This window comes from Azoarcus sp. Soil_N_20, from assembly GCF_057656155.1.
Window position 1 is genome coordinate 1 of record NZ_JBDGKX010000028.1, and the last position, 13,749, is coordinate 13,749.

12 protein-coding genes and 1 pseudogene are annotated in these 13,749 nt (G+C 65.1%); 5 read left to right on the plus strand and 8 right to left on the minus strand.

Going from position 1 to position 13,749, the window contains the following annotated elements:
- Positions 1 to 4: 4 nt before the first annotated feature.
- Positions 5 to 157 (minus strand): hypothetical protein, encoded by a 153-nt coding sequence (locus AC3A35_RS27015; protein WP_487439651.1) that lies wholly within the window; start codon positions 155 to 157, stop codon positions 5 to 7.
- A 176-nt stretch (positions 158 to 333) separates the two neighbouring features.
- Between AC3A35_RS27015 and AC3A35_RS27020 the strand changes: the two are divergent.
- From AC3A35_RS27020 to AC3A35_RS27030, 3 genes and pseudogenes are all read left to right on the plus strand, one after another.
- Positions 334 to 657, plus strand: a pseudogene (locus AC3A35_RS27020) (type II toxin-antitoxin system RelE/ParE family toxin).
- A complete protein-coding gene (locus AC3A35_RS27025; protein ID WP_487439652.1) occupies positions 638 to 973 on the plus strand; it encodes a helix-turn-helix domain-containing protein in 336 nt (111 codons plus the stop codon). The pseudogene AC3A35_RS27020 and the gene AC3A35_RS27025 overlap by 20 nt, the downstream one beginning before the upstream one ends.
- 12 nt (positions 974 to 985) lie before the next feature.
- Positions 986 to 1,174 carry a hypothetical protein gene (locus tag AC3A35_RS27030; protein WP_487439653.1) on the plus strand — a complete coding sequence of 63 codons (189 nt, stop codon included), beginning with the start codon at positions 986 to 988 and terminating at the stop codon, positions 1,172 to 1,174.
- 720 nt (positions 1,175 to 1,894) lie between these two features.
- Here the strand turns inward: AC3A35_RS27030 and AC3A35_RS27035 are convergent.
- A complete protein-coding gene (locus AC3A35_RS27035) occupies positions 1,895 to 2,299 on the minus strand; it encodes a radical SAM protein (protein ID WP_487439654.1) in 405 nt (134 codons plus the stop codon).
- A 14-nt stretch (positions 2,300 to 2,313) separates the two neighbouring features.
- Between AC3A35_RS27035 and AC3A35_RS27040 the strand changes: the two genes are divergently transcribed.
- Positions 2,314 to 3,549, plus strand: a complete 1,236-nt coding sequence (locus tag AC3A35_RS27040) for a Fic family protein (RefSeq protein ID WP_487439655.1) — start codon at positions 2,314 to 2,316, stop codon at positions 3,547 to 3,549.
- Between the two features lie 318 nt (positions 3,550 to 3,867).
- Positions 3,868 to 4,467: a TonB-dependent receptor plug domain-containing protein gene (locus AC3A35_RS27045; protein WP_487439656.1), complete on the plus strand. Its 600-nt coding sequence runs from the start codon at positions 3,868 to 3,870 to the stop codon at positions 4,465 to 4,467.
- Between the two features lie 367 nt (positions 4,468 to 4,834).
- On the opposite strand, the gene AC3A35_RS27050 is transcribed toward AC3A35_RS27045, so the two are convergent.
- From AC3A35_RS27050 to AC3A35_RS27075, 6 genes are all read right to left on the minus strand, one after another.
- Positions 4,835 to 6,436: a carbohydrate porin gene (locus tag AC3A35_RS27050; protein WP_487439657.1), complete on the minus strand. Its 1,602-nt coding sequence runs from the start codon at positions 6,434 to 6,436 to the stop codon at positions 4,835 to 4,837.
- A gap of 315 nt (positions 6,437 to 6,751) precedes the next feature.
- Positions 6,752 to 7,813 carry a PDR/VanB family oxidoreductase gene (locus tag AC3A35_RS27055; RefSeq protein ID WP_487439658.1) on the minus strand — a complete coding sequence of 354 codons (1,062 nt, stop codon included), beginning with the start codon at positions 7,811 to 7,813 and terminating at the stop codon, positions 6,752 to 6,754.
- A 129-nt stretch (positions 7,814 to 7,942) separates the two neighbouring features.
- On the minus strand, positions 7,943 to 8,683 hold the full coding sequence (locus AC3A35_RS27060; RefSeq protein ID WP_487439659.1) for a DUF4198 domain-containing protein: 741 nt from the start codon (positions 8,681 to 8,683) through the stop codon (positions 7,943 to 7,945).
- A 97-nt stretch (positions 8,684 to 8,780) separates the two neighbouring features.
- Entirely contained in the window at positions 8,781 to 9,959 is a 1,179-nt protein-coding gene (locus AC3A35_RS27065; RefSeq protein WP_487439660.1) for a porin, read from the minus strand.
- Positions 9,960 to 9,964: 5 nt separating this feature from the next.
- On the minus strand, positions 9,965 to 11,050 hold the full coding sequence (locus AC3A35_RS27070) for a PepSY-associated TM helix domain-containing protein (RefSeq protein ID WP_487439661.1): 1,086 nt from the start codon (positions 11,048 to 11,050) through the stop codon (positions 9,965 to 9,967).
- A gap of 281 nt (positions 11,051 to 11,331) precedes the next feature.
- Complete coding sequence (locus AC3A35_RS27075; protein ID WP_487439662.1) at positions 11,332 to 13,719, minus strand: putative bifunctional diguanylate cyclase/phosphodiesterase; 2,388 nt, start codon at positions 13,717 to 13,719, stop codon at positions 11,332 to 11,334.
- Positions 13,720 to 13,749: the final 30 nt, after the last annotated feature.

Genomic DNA, 13,749 nt, shown 5'->3' on the forward strand with positions numbered 1-13,749 from the left:
TCCTTCAGAATTCGCCCCGAAAGCCGGTAGGCCTGCCCGGCACATTGCACCACGGCCCGGCTGGGGGTGCTGTCACCAACCGGCGCACCTTGCGGCCAGTGAGCTCGTGCAGCTCCTGGTCGGTGAGGAAGAGGTCGGACTTTTCGGCCACGGTCATTTCTCCTTCGGCCCCGGCCGCGATTTCGCCTTCGTCGCCTGCTCGAGGACGGTCTTCCCGCTCGGCGGCAGGAGCTGCTCCAGGAACGCTCTTCGGTGCGTGAGTGAGTGCGCGCCACCTGTAGGTTGGTGCATACGACTATTGCATAATGGATCGCGAGCAGCTACAAGGATCTGATGGCGTTGCCGCCCGACGTGCGCCGGCGTTTCGGTTACGCGCTGTCGTTGGCGCAGATGGGCGACCAGGACGATGCAGCGAAGGTGCTCAAGGGCTTCGGCGGTGCCGGCGTGCTGGAGATCGTCGAAGACGATGCCGGCGGCACCTATTGAGCGGTCTACACGGTCAAGTTTGCGGAAGCGGTGTTCGTCCTGCACTGCTTCCAGAAGAAGAGCAAGAGCGGAATCGCCACGCCGAAGGCAGATATGGACATCATCCGCGCTCGGGTGAAGGTGGCCGAGGCATTGGCACAGGAGCTACGAAATGCAAAAACGAATCATTGAATGCGTCGAGGTTCAACGCGGCTCGGGCAACGTCTTCGCCGACCTTGGACTTCCCGACGCCGAGAATCTGAAGATCAAGACCGGCCTGGTGGTCGAGATCAGGAAGGCGATGCGTGTGCTTGGGCTGACGCAACAGGCGGCAGCGAAGCGCATGGGCATTCCGCAACCGAAGGTGTCGGGCATGATGCGTGGCGACTTCACCAACCTGTCCGAGCGCAAGCTGATGGACTGCCTGAATCGCCTCGGCTACGACATCGAGATCAAGGTGCGGCCGGCTGCCGAGCCGGTCGGGCATCTGACGCTCGCAACCTCCTGACCGGAGCGCCCGATGGCTGCCCGCATCACCGACGCAGAATGGGACAAGCTGTCCCCGGAGAATTTCGAGACGCATTCGCTGCTGCGCGCGGTCGATGCCGTGGACGAGTTGCGCGACGAACTCAACGATGGCGAATACGTTACGCCGCCCCAGCTTCGCACGGACTTGCTGAAGCTGCACCTCAACGCTCACCAGAATTGATCCGCCTTCCGCTCAAATAATTGACCCAGCGAGCGGAGCTAGGGTCGCCGCCGTGACGGCGGTCGAATGATCTGTTTGGCCCGCATGTCGGATGCTCACTGGAGGGTTCCCTCCGCCGAGGTCCGTCCATGCAGAGCAAACAGTGCGCTGGCTGCGGCAAGTCCTTCCATCCTCGGCCGCAAACCCCCAAGCAAAGTTACTGCGCGTCGGCGGCGTGCCAGCGGGAACGGCGGACGCCGCCACCACGGCCCGCGCTGCCAACGTGCTGCCGCTGATCGACCAGGTGCGCCCGACGCACCGTCATCTCATGGGCGTAGGCCCTTGTGGCGAAGATCGCCAGACGCCTTGGGGATAACAGGGATTGCAGCCAGAAGGGGCGCAGGGGCCTGGCCCGATTTTTGGGCCGCAAGTGTCGTAAGGCCCGCATACCTTCGGCTGACAAATGGCGTGGATACCGCCGTGAACCCCCTCCCGTTCATGTGTCCCCACTGCCGCCCGGCGGATGTCGTCGCGCAGGCCCGCGAGGGTTGGCGAGGAAGAAATGTCCCCCAGAGATTTCTCCAGAACTGAACTTACAAACCACGGCTTCGACATGATGCATGGGGACACCTTGCCGTCTGCGCCTACGCAGAGGACATTTTCCGCGCAACCGCCGCAGAGTTCCGCTAGATCGGTCGTGCTCGTGCTATCGCCGCGTCCAAACTGGCGCAGCCGATCCCGTCACACATTCTGAACACCGATGGAGCGCAGAAACTCTGCCGTCTGCTCGAACTGACCGACGTTCTCATCCATTTCAATCACCCCGGCGCGAACCGGAATCCCGGCCTCAACCAGGAGCCGCAGGTTGCGAATTGTCTTCGAAAAAAAGCTTCCGTCTACCCGTGTAATGAGGTCGTGCGTGCCGCTGCGCGAGGCATATACCGAGGTCGCAACGTGCACATGATGCCGCGCGAGACACGCAAGCAACTCATCGGGCAACCGCGTAAGGTTTGTGAAAACCTCTACGAACTCATACCCAATATCCGCAGCAAAGCGGATCAGATCAGAAAGATCATGATTGAGGGTGGGCTCGCCGCCGATAAATTGGACTCGGCGACAACCGATCTGCCAGGCCTCGGCGAGCAATGCTTCGTACTGGGATGTTGGCGCAGGCAGTTGCCCCGCCCTACGCGGCGAATGATGGCCACACTCACCGCATCATGTGCGGCGAAAGGCTTACACATGCGGAGAATGGAGCTCATAATCGCCGCATGAATAGCGGCGCTTACAAATACATCTGGCAGGCCAGTGACTGGCCGAACTGGCGCTTCGACCTGGCGGCACTCGCGGGCCCCATGGCCGAGGTCAGTCGCGCCCAAGGACTCTTGATGGGGCGCCTGGCTGACGTCGGCATGGCCCTGCGCAATCAGGCGAGCCTGGTGGCGCTCACCGAGGACGTGGTCAAGACCAGCGAGATCGAGGGTGAGCAGCTGAACGTCGAATCGGTGCGCTCTTCCATCGCCCGCAGACTGGGTGTGGACATCGGTGCCCTGGCTCCAGTCGATCGCCACGTCGAGGGCGTGGTCGAGATGGTGCTCGATGCCACCGCCAACTGCCATGCGCCAGTGTCGCGGGAGCGTCTGTTCGGTTGGCATGCCGCGCTGTTTCCCACCGGCTACGCCGGCCTTTCCAAAATAAAGGTCGGCGGCTGGCGCGACGATGCCAGTGGCCCGATGCAAGTGGTGTCCGGCCCTATCGGCCACCAGCGGGTGCATTTCGAGGCGCCGCCAGCCGAACGTCTGGAAGCCGAAACTGGCCGATTCCTCGACTGGGTGAATGGCGCGTCGAACGAATCGCCGTTACTCAAGGCCGGCCTCGGCCATCTGTGGTTCGTGACCCTGCACCCGTTCGACGATGGCAATGGCCGTATCGCCCGGGCCATCGGTGATCTCCTTCTGGCGCGCGCCGATGGCAGCCCGCAGCGCTTCTACAGCCTGTCGGCACAGATCCAGCGCGAACGCAAGGCCTACTACGACATCCTGGAGCGGACGCAAAAGCGGTCGATGGATGTCACCGATTGGCTCGCCTGGTTCCTCGACACCCTTCATCGCGCCGTCGATCAGGCGCAGCACGCGCTCGACGCCGTGCTGGGCAAGGCGCGATTCTGGCAGCGCTGGGCGGGCACGCCGTTGAACGAGCGACAAATAAAGCTGCTCAGTCGGCTGCTGGACGGCTTCGAAGGCAAGCTCACCAGCAGCAAGTGGGCGACCATTGCCAAGTGTTCGCCGGATACGGCGCTTCGCGACATCAACGACCTGCTTGCGCGGGGTGTGCTGCGGAAAACGGATGCGGGCGGGCGTAGTACCAGCTACGAGTTGAACGATCTGCCGGAGTAGCGAGATTTCCTGGCACTGCACTGTTGGGGGGCGGCCACGGGCGCACTGCTCGTCGATGTGCAATTCGATTGGAAAAAGTGGGATCGAATTCAGGTCCAGTCCAACCGTTTTGTCTGCCAGCACGGCACTGGCTGTGTCCTACCAACTCCGCCGACACGGGCAGCGCTCCTCGGAAGCCCTCAGAAGCGGACAAGCAGGCGACACACTTAGTTATGCCCGAACCGTCAGGGGTGGCTGACGACTTCCAATCGATGTCAGGTCGCCCCGCCTTGTACTGGGTGAGCTCCCGTGCGAAGCACTCGACAGTCGGAAACTCGCGTGTCAGCGTTTCGTAATGCGCGATCCTTTCCCGAAAATGTCTCCTTCCCATTGATCGAAGGGGAGATGCCCGTACGGGTCCTGTCCGGGCCCACCATGAGCCCTAATAGAACAAACTCACTGACACTATTTCTGGGCATTGCGCTCGTCGCGCCGTACTCCACGATCCACGCCCAACAGGCGTCTGCTGACACTGTCATCCTGCCGGCGGTCGAAGTGGTCGGAGGCGAGGCTGCCGCGGCGTACTACGCGGCGGAAGGGAGCGCAGCGACCCGTACCGACACGCCGCTGCGCGAGGTGCCACAGGCCGTGCGGGTCATGCCGCGGCAACAGATCGACGACGTCTGCGCGATGCGCCTGGACGACACACTGGACTACGTGAGCGGGGTGTCGCGTCAGAACGACTTCGGCGGCACCTGGGACAACCTCACCATCCGCGGCTTTACCGGCCATGAAGATACGGGCCTGGGCTTGCTGCGCAACGGCCTTTCCAGCAACCGCGGCTTCAACGCGCCGCGCGACATGGCCAACGTCGTGCGCATCGAGTTAAGGGGCCGTCGGCGGCGCTGTACGGCAACAGTGAGCCGGGCGGCACGGTGAACATCGTCACCAAGAAGCCGCAGTTCAAGGCCGCGCACGCGGTCGAGGCCTTGGCCGGCAGTTATGACCTTTACCGCGCCACGCTCGACACCACCGGGCCCATCGGCGACGGTCTGGCCTACCGCCTGAACGTCGCGCTCGAGGACAAGGATAGCTTCCGCGACTACGTGGACAGCAAGCGCCAATTGGTCGCGCCGGCGCTGACCTGGATACTCTCCGACCGCAGCGCGCTGTCCTACGACGGCGAGTACCTGCGCCGGAAGGCGTCGTTCGACCACGGCGACAAGGGGTCTGACGTGTCATGTGGCGATTTCGGAGCACGGAAGGCACAAGCGCCAACGGGCTTTTCGGCCGGGCGGGGCGACTCTCAGAAGGCATACAGGGCGCGCAGACCCACCGCGGTGATGTGCTTCGCGTCGCGGTCGGCGGCCGCGCGGCGCACATATTGCAGGTCAGGCGTGAGCGCGAGCTGCTCGTTCACGCGCCAGCGGTAGTAGAGCTCGGCGATTTGCTCGGCGCCGTCCGCGGCGAACCCCACGAGGGTCGGATCGGCCGCCGTGGCGCGGTGGAAACCGCTGCTCGAGCGCAGCCAGCCGTATGCGAAACCGAGCCCATCTGCCCCGCGGCCCCAGGCGTTGCCCGTGAGCTCACCACCCACCGTCACCGCGCGGTCGAAGGCAACTTTGCCGGAGTTGCTCTGGCCGTAGCGTGCGAACAGCGAAAGGTCGTTCGTCACGCGCTGATCGATGCTCGCGCCCCAGCCGGTGGTGGTGCCGGTGGAGGCGTTGTAGCCTTCGTACTGGCCGTTGCGCCATGCGTACACGCGGTAGGTGCCGTCCAGGCCGCCGAAGAGCTTGGTGCCGTACTCGAACTGGCCGATGACGAAGGGCTTTTCCAGTCGGTTGCCGAAGCTCGCCGCCTCACCCGCGCCGAAGACGCCGAGCGAGATCCGCCACCAGTCCGGCTTGGCGGTCTCGTTGAGGAAGGCCACGCGCGCACCCGGGGAGAAGCCGTAGTCGTCCGCGCCTACTCCCCCGCCCGAGTCGAGCATCGGGTTGTGCACGAACACGTTGTTGAGGAAGCGCTCGGACTCGTCGTCGGCAGTCGAGTTCTGGTCGAAGAACATGAAAGGGTCCATCTTGCCGACGGTGAATTCAAGGCGCCGGTCTTCGCGCGGTCCAATCGGCAGGTCGAGCTGGTACCACGCCTGGGCGAGGAGCGCCGTAGCATTGGCAGCGTTGCGCCCGCCGTCCGGATCGGAGAGCTGGAAGGCGGTGGAGTTGAGGGCGCCGGTGAAGGTCGGGCGGAGCCGGGTGAAGCTCTCGCCCTGGCCGAGGCGCACGTGGGCGAAGAACTGGCCGCTTCCGCGCCCGATGTCGCCGCCGGGCAGCGTCACTTCCAGATCGCCGCGCCAGTTGAGCTGGCTCTCGGCATTGTCGTTGGTGCGCGCGCCGCCATTGACCCGCTGCGCCACCGCGACCACGCTGCCGCCGACCTCGATGCCTTCGAGCGCATCGAGGACGTCGGCGCGGCTGTTGGCCGACTGGGCCAGGGTCTCTACCGCCTTGAGGCGGCTGATGAGCTGCGGCTCGCGCTCGTTCAACTGCTTGCTCGCGAGCCCGGCCTCCAGCGCCCTGTTCTGATCCTCAAGTGCGGCGACGCGACTGGCTAGACCTGCGTCCGCGGTCGGACGGGCGAGCTTCGCCTCCAACTCGGCGTTGCGCTGCTCGAGCTTCTCGACGCGCTCGGCGAGCCGTTTCAGCTCGGCCATGAACGCGTCCTGGGAGGTCGCGGCGGAGGCGCCGCCTGTTACGCCGAACACGGCCAGCGCGATGGCCGTGCGTGCAAGGGAGGAGGGCCACACGCCGCGGGCCGCCTGGCTCGCCGGGATTGGCTCTGTAACGTAGGTGGTCTTCGGGGCAGACACGAGCGCCGACGGCGGGAGCGTGCGGCGGGGATACCAATTCATGGGCTGGTCCTTTTTGTGTGATGGATGCTGCAACGAGGATGGTTCGGATGGAGGGGGTGGCCGCTCGAGCGAGCCCGACCCGCTACTCCCCGGGCACAGTCGGCCAATTCCGGTCGATCGCCCATCAAAGCAATCAGTTCGCCATGGCCGGTTCCAAAGGACACCAGCCATGGCTCGCTGGCTGAGTGACGGGAATCCACGTGCCGGCGCGCGCCCAGGCGAGCGCCGCTGCGGCTGCCGTCGTCATCCGGTCGGGACCGCGCTTCGCATGCACTCCTTTCGGTCGCTATGAATAGCATTCAAGGGTCGTTCCGATCAAAGGTCGAGCACGAGTTGATCCGACTTCGCCCGCGAGACGCAGATCATGATCTTGTCGCCGGCCTTGCGCTCCTTGGTACTGAGGAACGCGTCGCGATGGTCGGGCGTGCCGGCGATGACGCTGGTCAGGCACGTGCCGCAGACGCCCTCGCGGCAGGAGGTGGCGACGTCGATGCCGTGGGCGCACAGCGCGTCGACGATGCTGCTGCCAGCGGGGACCGGGATCGTGCGCCCCGAGCGCTGCAGCTTGACTTCGAAGGCCTGGCCCGGCGCCGCCAAGGCGGCCGAGTCGGCGCTGAAGTACTCGACGTGGATCGCCTCTGGCGACCAGATCCCAGCCGTGAGCTCGCTGATCCGATCCGTGAAGCCGCGCGGGCCGCACATGTAGAGGTGGTGGCCTTGCGGGCATTCGTCGAGCAGCGGCCGCAGTACCTCGCGCGAGCGGTCGGCGCCGACATGGTGGAAGTTCACCTTGCCGGCGTATGGTTCTGACGAGAGGACCTCACGAAACGCGGTCTCCGCGCTCGAGCGGGTGAAGTAATGCAGCTCGTACGAGGCGCCACGTGCCTGCAGCTCCTGCGCCATCGCGAGTAGCGGCGTGATCCCGATCCCGGCGGCGAGGAGCAGGTAATGACGGGCTCCGTCGATAAGCGCGAAGTGGTTGCGCGGACCGCTGACGTCGAGCGTGTCACCGACGCTCACGCGCTGGTGCATTGTCCGCGAGCCGCCGCGCGAGTCCGGCGCGTTCTTGACCGCGATGAGGTACGCGTAGCGGGTGCCGGGCGTGCCGCACAGCGAGTACTGGCGCACGGTCTTGTCATCGATCCGCACGTCGATGTGCGCGCCGGCGCTCCAGGCGGGCAGCGCAGCGCCGTCGGCGCTCACGAGCTCGAACGACTTGACGTCGGCGGTCTCGTCCACGATGCGCCGCACTCGCACCTTCAACTGCGCGGCGGGCGTCTGCTCCTGGCGGTTGCTGCGCAGCCGGCTGCGGACCACGGTCCAGGCGAGCACGAGAATCACGAGCGTGGCAATGAACCAAAGAAAGAGCGTGTTCATCTTCAATCTCCTCCGCCGGGGCGGGAAACCTGCGCCGAGCAGGGCTGTCCACGATCTGAACTCGCGTTCGGCTCCGTGCGCCTCGCGCGGCGGCGCCGTGCACCACCGCGCGGGACAGCAGACCGAGGATTACTCGGGCAGGTTAGGCAGAATGAACGACAGCGTCGCCAGGTGTTCGTCGCCGTTCGTCTTCGCAGGGTTCGCAGGCGGCGTGGGCAAGATTGCAGCGATGACGTTGAGGCCCTGGTTGCGCACCTTGATCGTCGCGGTGCCGTCCGCGCCGGTCTTCAGCGGTGGGGAGTCGGGGTCGGTGACGTATTCGGTCACCACGCTCGCGCCCGGCACGGGTTTGCCTTCATACAGCACCCGGACCGCAAGCGCATCACCCATCTTGTCCGGCATTTGCTTCACGAGCGGAACGATCTGGAGCTTGTGTGCGGGCAGTACGGGCGGCACCACATCCAGCCGACGCAGGTGCACCGTGTACTTGATGGTGTGCTCGCTCTTGATGGCATCGGCCACCTCGTCCTTGCCCTTGTTGTGCCACTTGCCGTCGGCCGTCTTGCTCCACAGGCCATTGTCCAGGATGGCGCTGACGATGGTCGGCTTGTTATCGGTGTTCACCACGACCAGCGGCCCGTTGGGTCCAAACTGCGTTGGCAGTTCCTTGCCGTCCTGGTCGTACGCGACGACGCTCTTCACCTTGGGCAGACGCTTCACCATGTCCGAGTCTTCACCCCCGACTCCGTAGATCAGTGCGAGTTGGCTTGAGCGCTGCGTGAACCAGATGCCATGGGCCTGTGCCAAGGTCGAGGCGCCCAGGCTCGCAATCACGCTCGCCGCGAGGGCAATTTTGCCAAAAGCCTTCATTGCTATCTCCTATCCTCTATTGGTTGAAACAAGTGAAACGACTACGAAAACAGGTGAAACGATTACGAAAGACACTCTTTGATGAGGGACCTTCAGACTAGAAGCTGTGCTTGATCCCAAAGTCGTATCCGTTGGAGGACTTGCCCGCGGCCGTCACGGCGCCGTTCAGGGCCGAGGCAGACGGACCATCGTTGCTCACGTGAGCGACAGCCGCATACAACGCCGTGCGCTTCGACAACCGATGGACGTAACGCGCCGCCCACTTCCTGGCCGTCGGGTCGCCTGCCGCATCGCTGCCGTAACGCGAGTACGCAACCTGGATTTGGCCGACGCCGGCGGGAATTTGTACGCCAGTCGTCCAGCCACGGGCCTTGAGCGGACCGTTCTCGTCCCATTCGTACATGCCCATGACGTGGACTACACCGAAGTCATAGCTTGTGGCTGCATTGGTCTGGCGGGTATCGCCCGCTGCGTAGCTGGTCCGGCCGGTTGCACCGGAGACCGTAAATTTGCCGGTTGAGTATTGGGCGCGGAGGCCGTATCCGTCGCCGTCGTCGGAGGTTGGACCGCTGGAATTCTCACCCAGGTAGTACATGGCGTGGAACTGGAAGCCGGAGCCGCTGAATCCCCCAGGCCCGTATCCGGCCGCGGCAGCATTGAAGCCATGGCCGTAGAGGTACGAGACGCTGTTTGAGGCGCGGACCGTGGTTGGGCCGCCGATCGAGGACATGAGGACCTGGCTGGTTCCGACGCCGCTGAGTTCCAACGCATCGTAATTGACAATATTCCAGTATTGCGGCACGAAGTCCCGGCCGAGGCGAATCTCGCCCCAGTTGCCGCCCAGGCTGAGATGCGAACGACGGTTGAACGTCCCATTGCCCACGAAACCGGTGGTCTGGTTGTTGGTATTGCTCCCTTGGCCAGTTCCGGTGTCGGCGTTGATGCCCATCTCCAGCCAGAATCCGCCCTTGAGGCCGCTGCCAAGGTCCTCGGTACCCTTGAATGCGAGCCTGGAGGCCGCAAGTTGGCCGCTGTCCAGTCCGGTCCGGTTGGAGATGCTGCCGGAACCATGTGTCAAGGCCAAGTCCATGACACCGAATACGGTTACGTTGGATTGAGCGAAAGCGGTGCCGGTGAGCGAAGCCGCGAACAGGGCTGGCACCATCGCCTTCATTGCGGTTGACTTTACTTGCATTCTGGTTGTCTCTGAGAAGTTACTGTTGTTTTCGATTTGTTGCGGAAGTGCTGCACTGTTCCCGTCAATGATCGCTTTCATTGCGGCTATCCTTGCCGGCTTTCGACCGGTCTCCGAGCGGTCGTGGGTGCTTTCGCTTTGTTACGGAAGTGCTGCACGGTGCCGGTCACGGCCAGCCCCGTGAGTGCCAGGGCGAGCAGCGTCCACAGCACCCGCGCCAGGAGTGCGCCCGGCAGACCAGCGCTTTCCGGCATCACGCCGATGTGCAACGGATAGACAACGTTGAGATAGCGCACACTCAGGGGCTGCTCGGCGGCGCGTACCATGCGCAGCACGGCAGCATCGGCGGTGCTCACGAAGACGTTGTTCAGGCCTATGGGATGCCACTCGTCACCCCGCATCCGAACGCGCACCTGGCCGTTACGGGGCGGGTAGAGGCGAATGGGGCGCGCTTCCGGGAGTGCTGTCGCAGCGGCGGCGAGGGCCTGGCCGAGGGTCGCCGTCTGGGGCCCGCTGGGGGGCGGCGCAGCAACGGCGGGTTTGGCGGGCGCCGGACTCGACCATGCCGACAAGGCTGCGCTCGTCCATTCCGGAGACCGCAGCACGAAGCCGGTGAACAGCATCACCGCCACCGGCACGATGGCCACCGGTCCGATCAGTCGATGCAGGCGCCGCAATGGCGTGCTTGCCGGCTGGTGATGCAGGCGCAACCACACGCGCAATCCCATGAAGACCAGCACCAATGCGATCACCGCGACTGTGCGCAGCACCCAAATCCCTGCGTCCCCGAGCAGCATGCGTTCGTGCAGGCCGTACAGGACCGTCCGCAGTTGGCTGCTGTCCGGCTGCAGTACGCCGGATGTGCCATTCACGGGATCGACGTCGACCCAGCCGCTCTCGTTGGATTCCGAAGCGAGTAGGCGCACACTCACCGGCGCCCCCGCTTTATTCGGCAGGTTGACGTACTCGAACTTGGCCGTCGGATACCGGCTCGCCAGCTCGGCCAGGCCCTTGTCCACCGCCTGGGCCCAGGACTGAACCGGGGGTGGGCTCTCCTGCGGCCCCGGCAGCGGCTGCATCCACAACAGAACGGCGCCGCCCAAGGCCTGAATCGCGAGCAGCGGTGCGAGCATCCAGCCTATGCGGCCGTGCCATTTGTAAGAGATCTTCATACGGCCTCCCGTTCACGGCTGGAGTCCGCGGTGACCAGGGCGCTGCGCCGGCGGCTGATGTACTGTCCCAGCGTCAGACCCCATGTGTTCCTGTGATACCTTGTCATTTTGTGTCTCCTCCAATAGGGGGTTGCGTGCGACTCCCCTGCGATCAAGTATGGGAGTCGATGGCAGCAGCTTCTGTCGAAGGGCCTTGCTGGCAAGGCACGAAATCGTGTTGTGGTGGCGCGGAGCGGCACGACGTATTGAGGGTCAGACGCGCTCTGCGAGCGGCCGCCTCCTTACCCCTGTACGTTGAGCGCTGGTGAGTTGGCTCGCCAGGCGAGATAGGTGTCGGCCGGGAAGGGCTCGCTCACGAAGTAGCCCTGCGCGATATCGCAGCCTTCTTCCGCCAGACGATCCCAGCTCTGGTGGTCCTCGACGCCTTCGGCCACGACTTCCAGGTCGAGCGCGTGGGCGAGGTCGATCGTCGAGCGCACGATCACCGCCGAGTCGGTGTCCGAAAGCATGTCGCGCACGAAACTCTGATCGATCTTGATGGCGTCCACCGGAAACTTCTGCAGGTACGCAAGCGATGAATATCCCGTCCCGAAGTCGTCGATGAAGAGCTTGATGCCGAGGTCCTTGAGGCGCCGCATGCTCTGCAGGCAACCTTGCGGATCGTGCATGAGCGCGCTCTCTGTGAGCTCGAACTGCACCGTGTCGGGCTCGCCACCCCACGTCGCCATCAGGTTGCTGACGCGCTCGATGAGGCGTGGATCGCGCAGGTCGCGGGCCGAGAGGTTGATCGCCAGCGGCACGCACACGCCTGCATCGCGCCACATGTAGCCCTGGCGGAAGGCCGCCCGCATGACCCAATCGGTGAGCGGACTGATGAGGCCGGTGCGCTCGGCCAGCGCAATGAACTCTCCGGGCTGGATCAGGCCGAGCCGCGGGTGAGCCCAGCGTACCAGCGCCTCGGCGCCGCATGCTTCCCCTCCTGCGATACGTACCTTGGGCTGACAGTAGAGCCGCAGTTCGTTGCTTTCGATGGCCCGATGCAGGTCGCCGATGAGTGCCAGCCGCCGCGCGCACTCCTGGTCGCGGCCGCCGGTGTAAAGCGCCATCCCGTGGCCCTGCTGGCGCGCCTGATGCATGGCCACGTTGGCGCGCCGGATCAGCACGTCCGGTTCGGCGCCGTGCCCGGGAAAGACTGCGATGCCGATGCTGCCGCCGGCGTCCAGCATGACTTCGCCAACCGCCACCGGTTCGAGCAGGGCCGCGAGGATGCGCCGGGCGATGCGTGAGGCGCTCGCCGCGTCGCCGTCCGGCAGCAGGATGGCGAACTCGGCTTCGCCCATGCGCGCGATGTTCGCGCAGTTGCTTTCGATACCTAGCAGGCGTGCGGCAATCTCGGACAGAACGCTGTCGCCCTGGGCGTAGCCCAGCGTCTCGTTCACCTCCTGAAACCGGTCGATACCCACCATCAGTAGTGCCAGCGGGCGGTGCGCACATCTTGCGGAGGCAATCTCGTCGTCCAGCCGTTTGCGCAGGCGCCAGCGGTTGGGCAGCCCCGTCAGCGCGTCCTGCTCGGCCAGGCGCTTGATCTCTGCCTCGGCTTCGCGGGAGCGCGCACGCATGCGCAGGGTCTCGATGCCGAAGGCGAGGTCGTCCGCGAGCTCGCTCAGCAACTGCTCCTCGGCTGCGTCGAAGGCGTCCGGGTCGCCCGCGTGCAATCCCAGGGTCCCGATGATCGCTCCGTCCACGCGCAGCGGAAAGGCGCTGACGGCGGCGATGCCGCGGCTCAGCGCCTCGTCGCGCCATGGCGCGAGGTCGGGGTCTTCGGCGATGTTGCGGCCGACGCTGGGGCGTCCGTTGCGGATGGCCTTGCCTACCGCGCCGCGGCCTGTCGCGCCGGGCCCCCAACTGCATCGCAGGCTCTCGAGGTAGGCGCGTTCGACCCCGAACTGCGCCATGACTTCGACGCTCTTGTCTTCGTCGTGGTGCAGGTAGGCCACCCAGGCATCCCGATAGCCGCCCTCCTCGACGCAGACGTGACAGATCTCGTCGAGGAGCGCCTGCTCCTCGCTCGCCCGCACCAGGGTTCGGTTGGCTGCGCTCAGGGTGCGCCGGGCGCGGTCAACCCGGGCGAACTCGGCGGCCGAGCGCAAGGCAGAGATGCCATACGCGAGGATCCGCCCGGCCTCGTGCAGCAGGGCGAGCTCCGCCTCGTCGAAGGCCGGAACGCCGGCTTCCTGAACCAGCAGCACGCCCAGCGGCTTCGAGTCGCTGCAAAGCGGATTCACCGCGAGCCCCTCGCCGTCGGGGCCCGCCAGCCAGGTACACGCCGCCGACGCATCGGGCGCCGGAAGGCGCACCGGCTCCGGGACCGAAGCCTGCGTCCGCGGTGTAGGAGGTGCAGGGGAAGGCGCGACGCCACCTTCGGCGATGACACTCAAGCGAGCGTCGGCAAGGTGGCCCGTGCCCCAGGCGGCCGCAGGCCGCAGCGTTGCATGCCCTTCGTCGAGGTAGCCGACCCAGGCGCAGCGATAACCGGCGACGTCCACGACCGCCTTGCACACCTGTTCCAGCAGCGATCGCTCGTCGCTCGCCGTAGCGATGAGCGAGGTAACGCAGCGCAGCACGGCGAGGCCCTTGCCTCGTCTCTGCGGTCCCTCCTCAATGGTCACGCCCCGTCCTCGATTACGCTCGCCCATGCT

Excerpts from the sequence above, each read along its gene's own strand:
- AC3A35_RS27025 (WP_487439652.1), top strand. The coding sequence starts at position 638 with ATGCAAAAACGAATCATTGAATGCGTCGAGGTTCAACGCGGCTCGGGC.
- AC3A35_RS27015 (WP_487439651.1), bottom strand. The coding sequence starts at position 157 with ATGACCGTGGCCGAAAAGTCCGACCTCTTCCTCACCGACCAGGAGCTG.
- AC3A35_RS27065 (WP_487439660.1), bottom strand. The coding sequence starts at position 9,959 with ATGAAAGCGATCATTGACGGGAACAGTGCAGCACTTCCGCAACAAATC.
- AC3A35_RS27070 (WP_487439661.1), bottom strand. The coding sequence starts at position 11,050 with ATGAAGATCTCTTACAAATGGCACGGCCGCATAGGCTGGATGCTCGCA.
- AC3A35_RS27060 (WP_487439659.1), bottom strand. The coding sequence starts at position 8,683 with ATGAAGGCTTTTGGCAAAATTGCCCTCGCGGCGAGCGTGATTGCGAGC.
- AC3A35_RS27050 (WP_487439657.1), bottom strand. The coding sequence starts at position 6,436 with ATGAATTGGTATCCCCGCCGCACGCTCCCGCCGTCGGCGCTCGTGTCT.
- AC3A35_RS27040 (WP_487439655.1), top strand. The coding sequence starts at position 2,314 with ATGTTGGCGCAGGCAGTTGCCCCGCCCTACGCGGCGAATGATGGCCAC.
- AC3A35_RS27055 (WP_487439658.1), bottom strand. The coding sequence starts at position 7,813 with ATGAACACGCTCTTTCTTTGGTTCATTGCCACGCTCGTGATTCTCGTG.
- AC3A35_RS27030 (WP_487439653.1), top strand. The coding sequence starts at position 986 with ATGGCTGCCCGCATCACCGACGCAGAATGGGACAAGCTGTCCCCGGAG.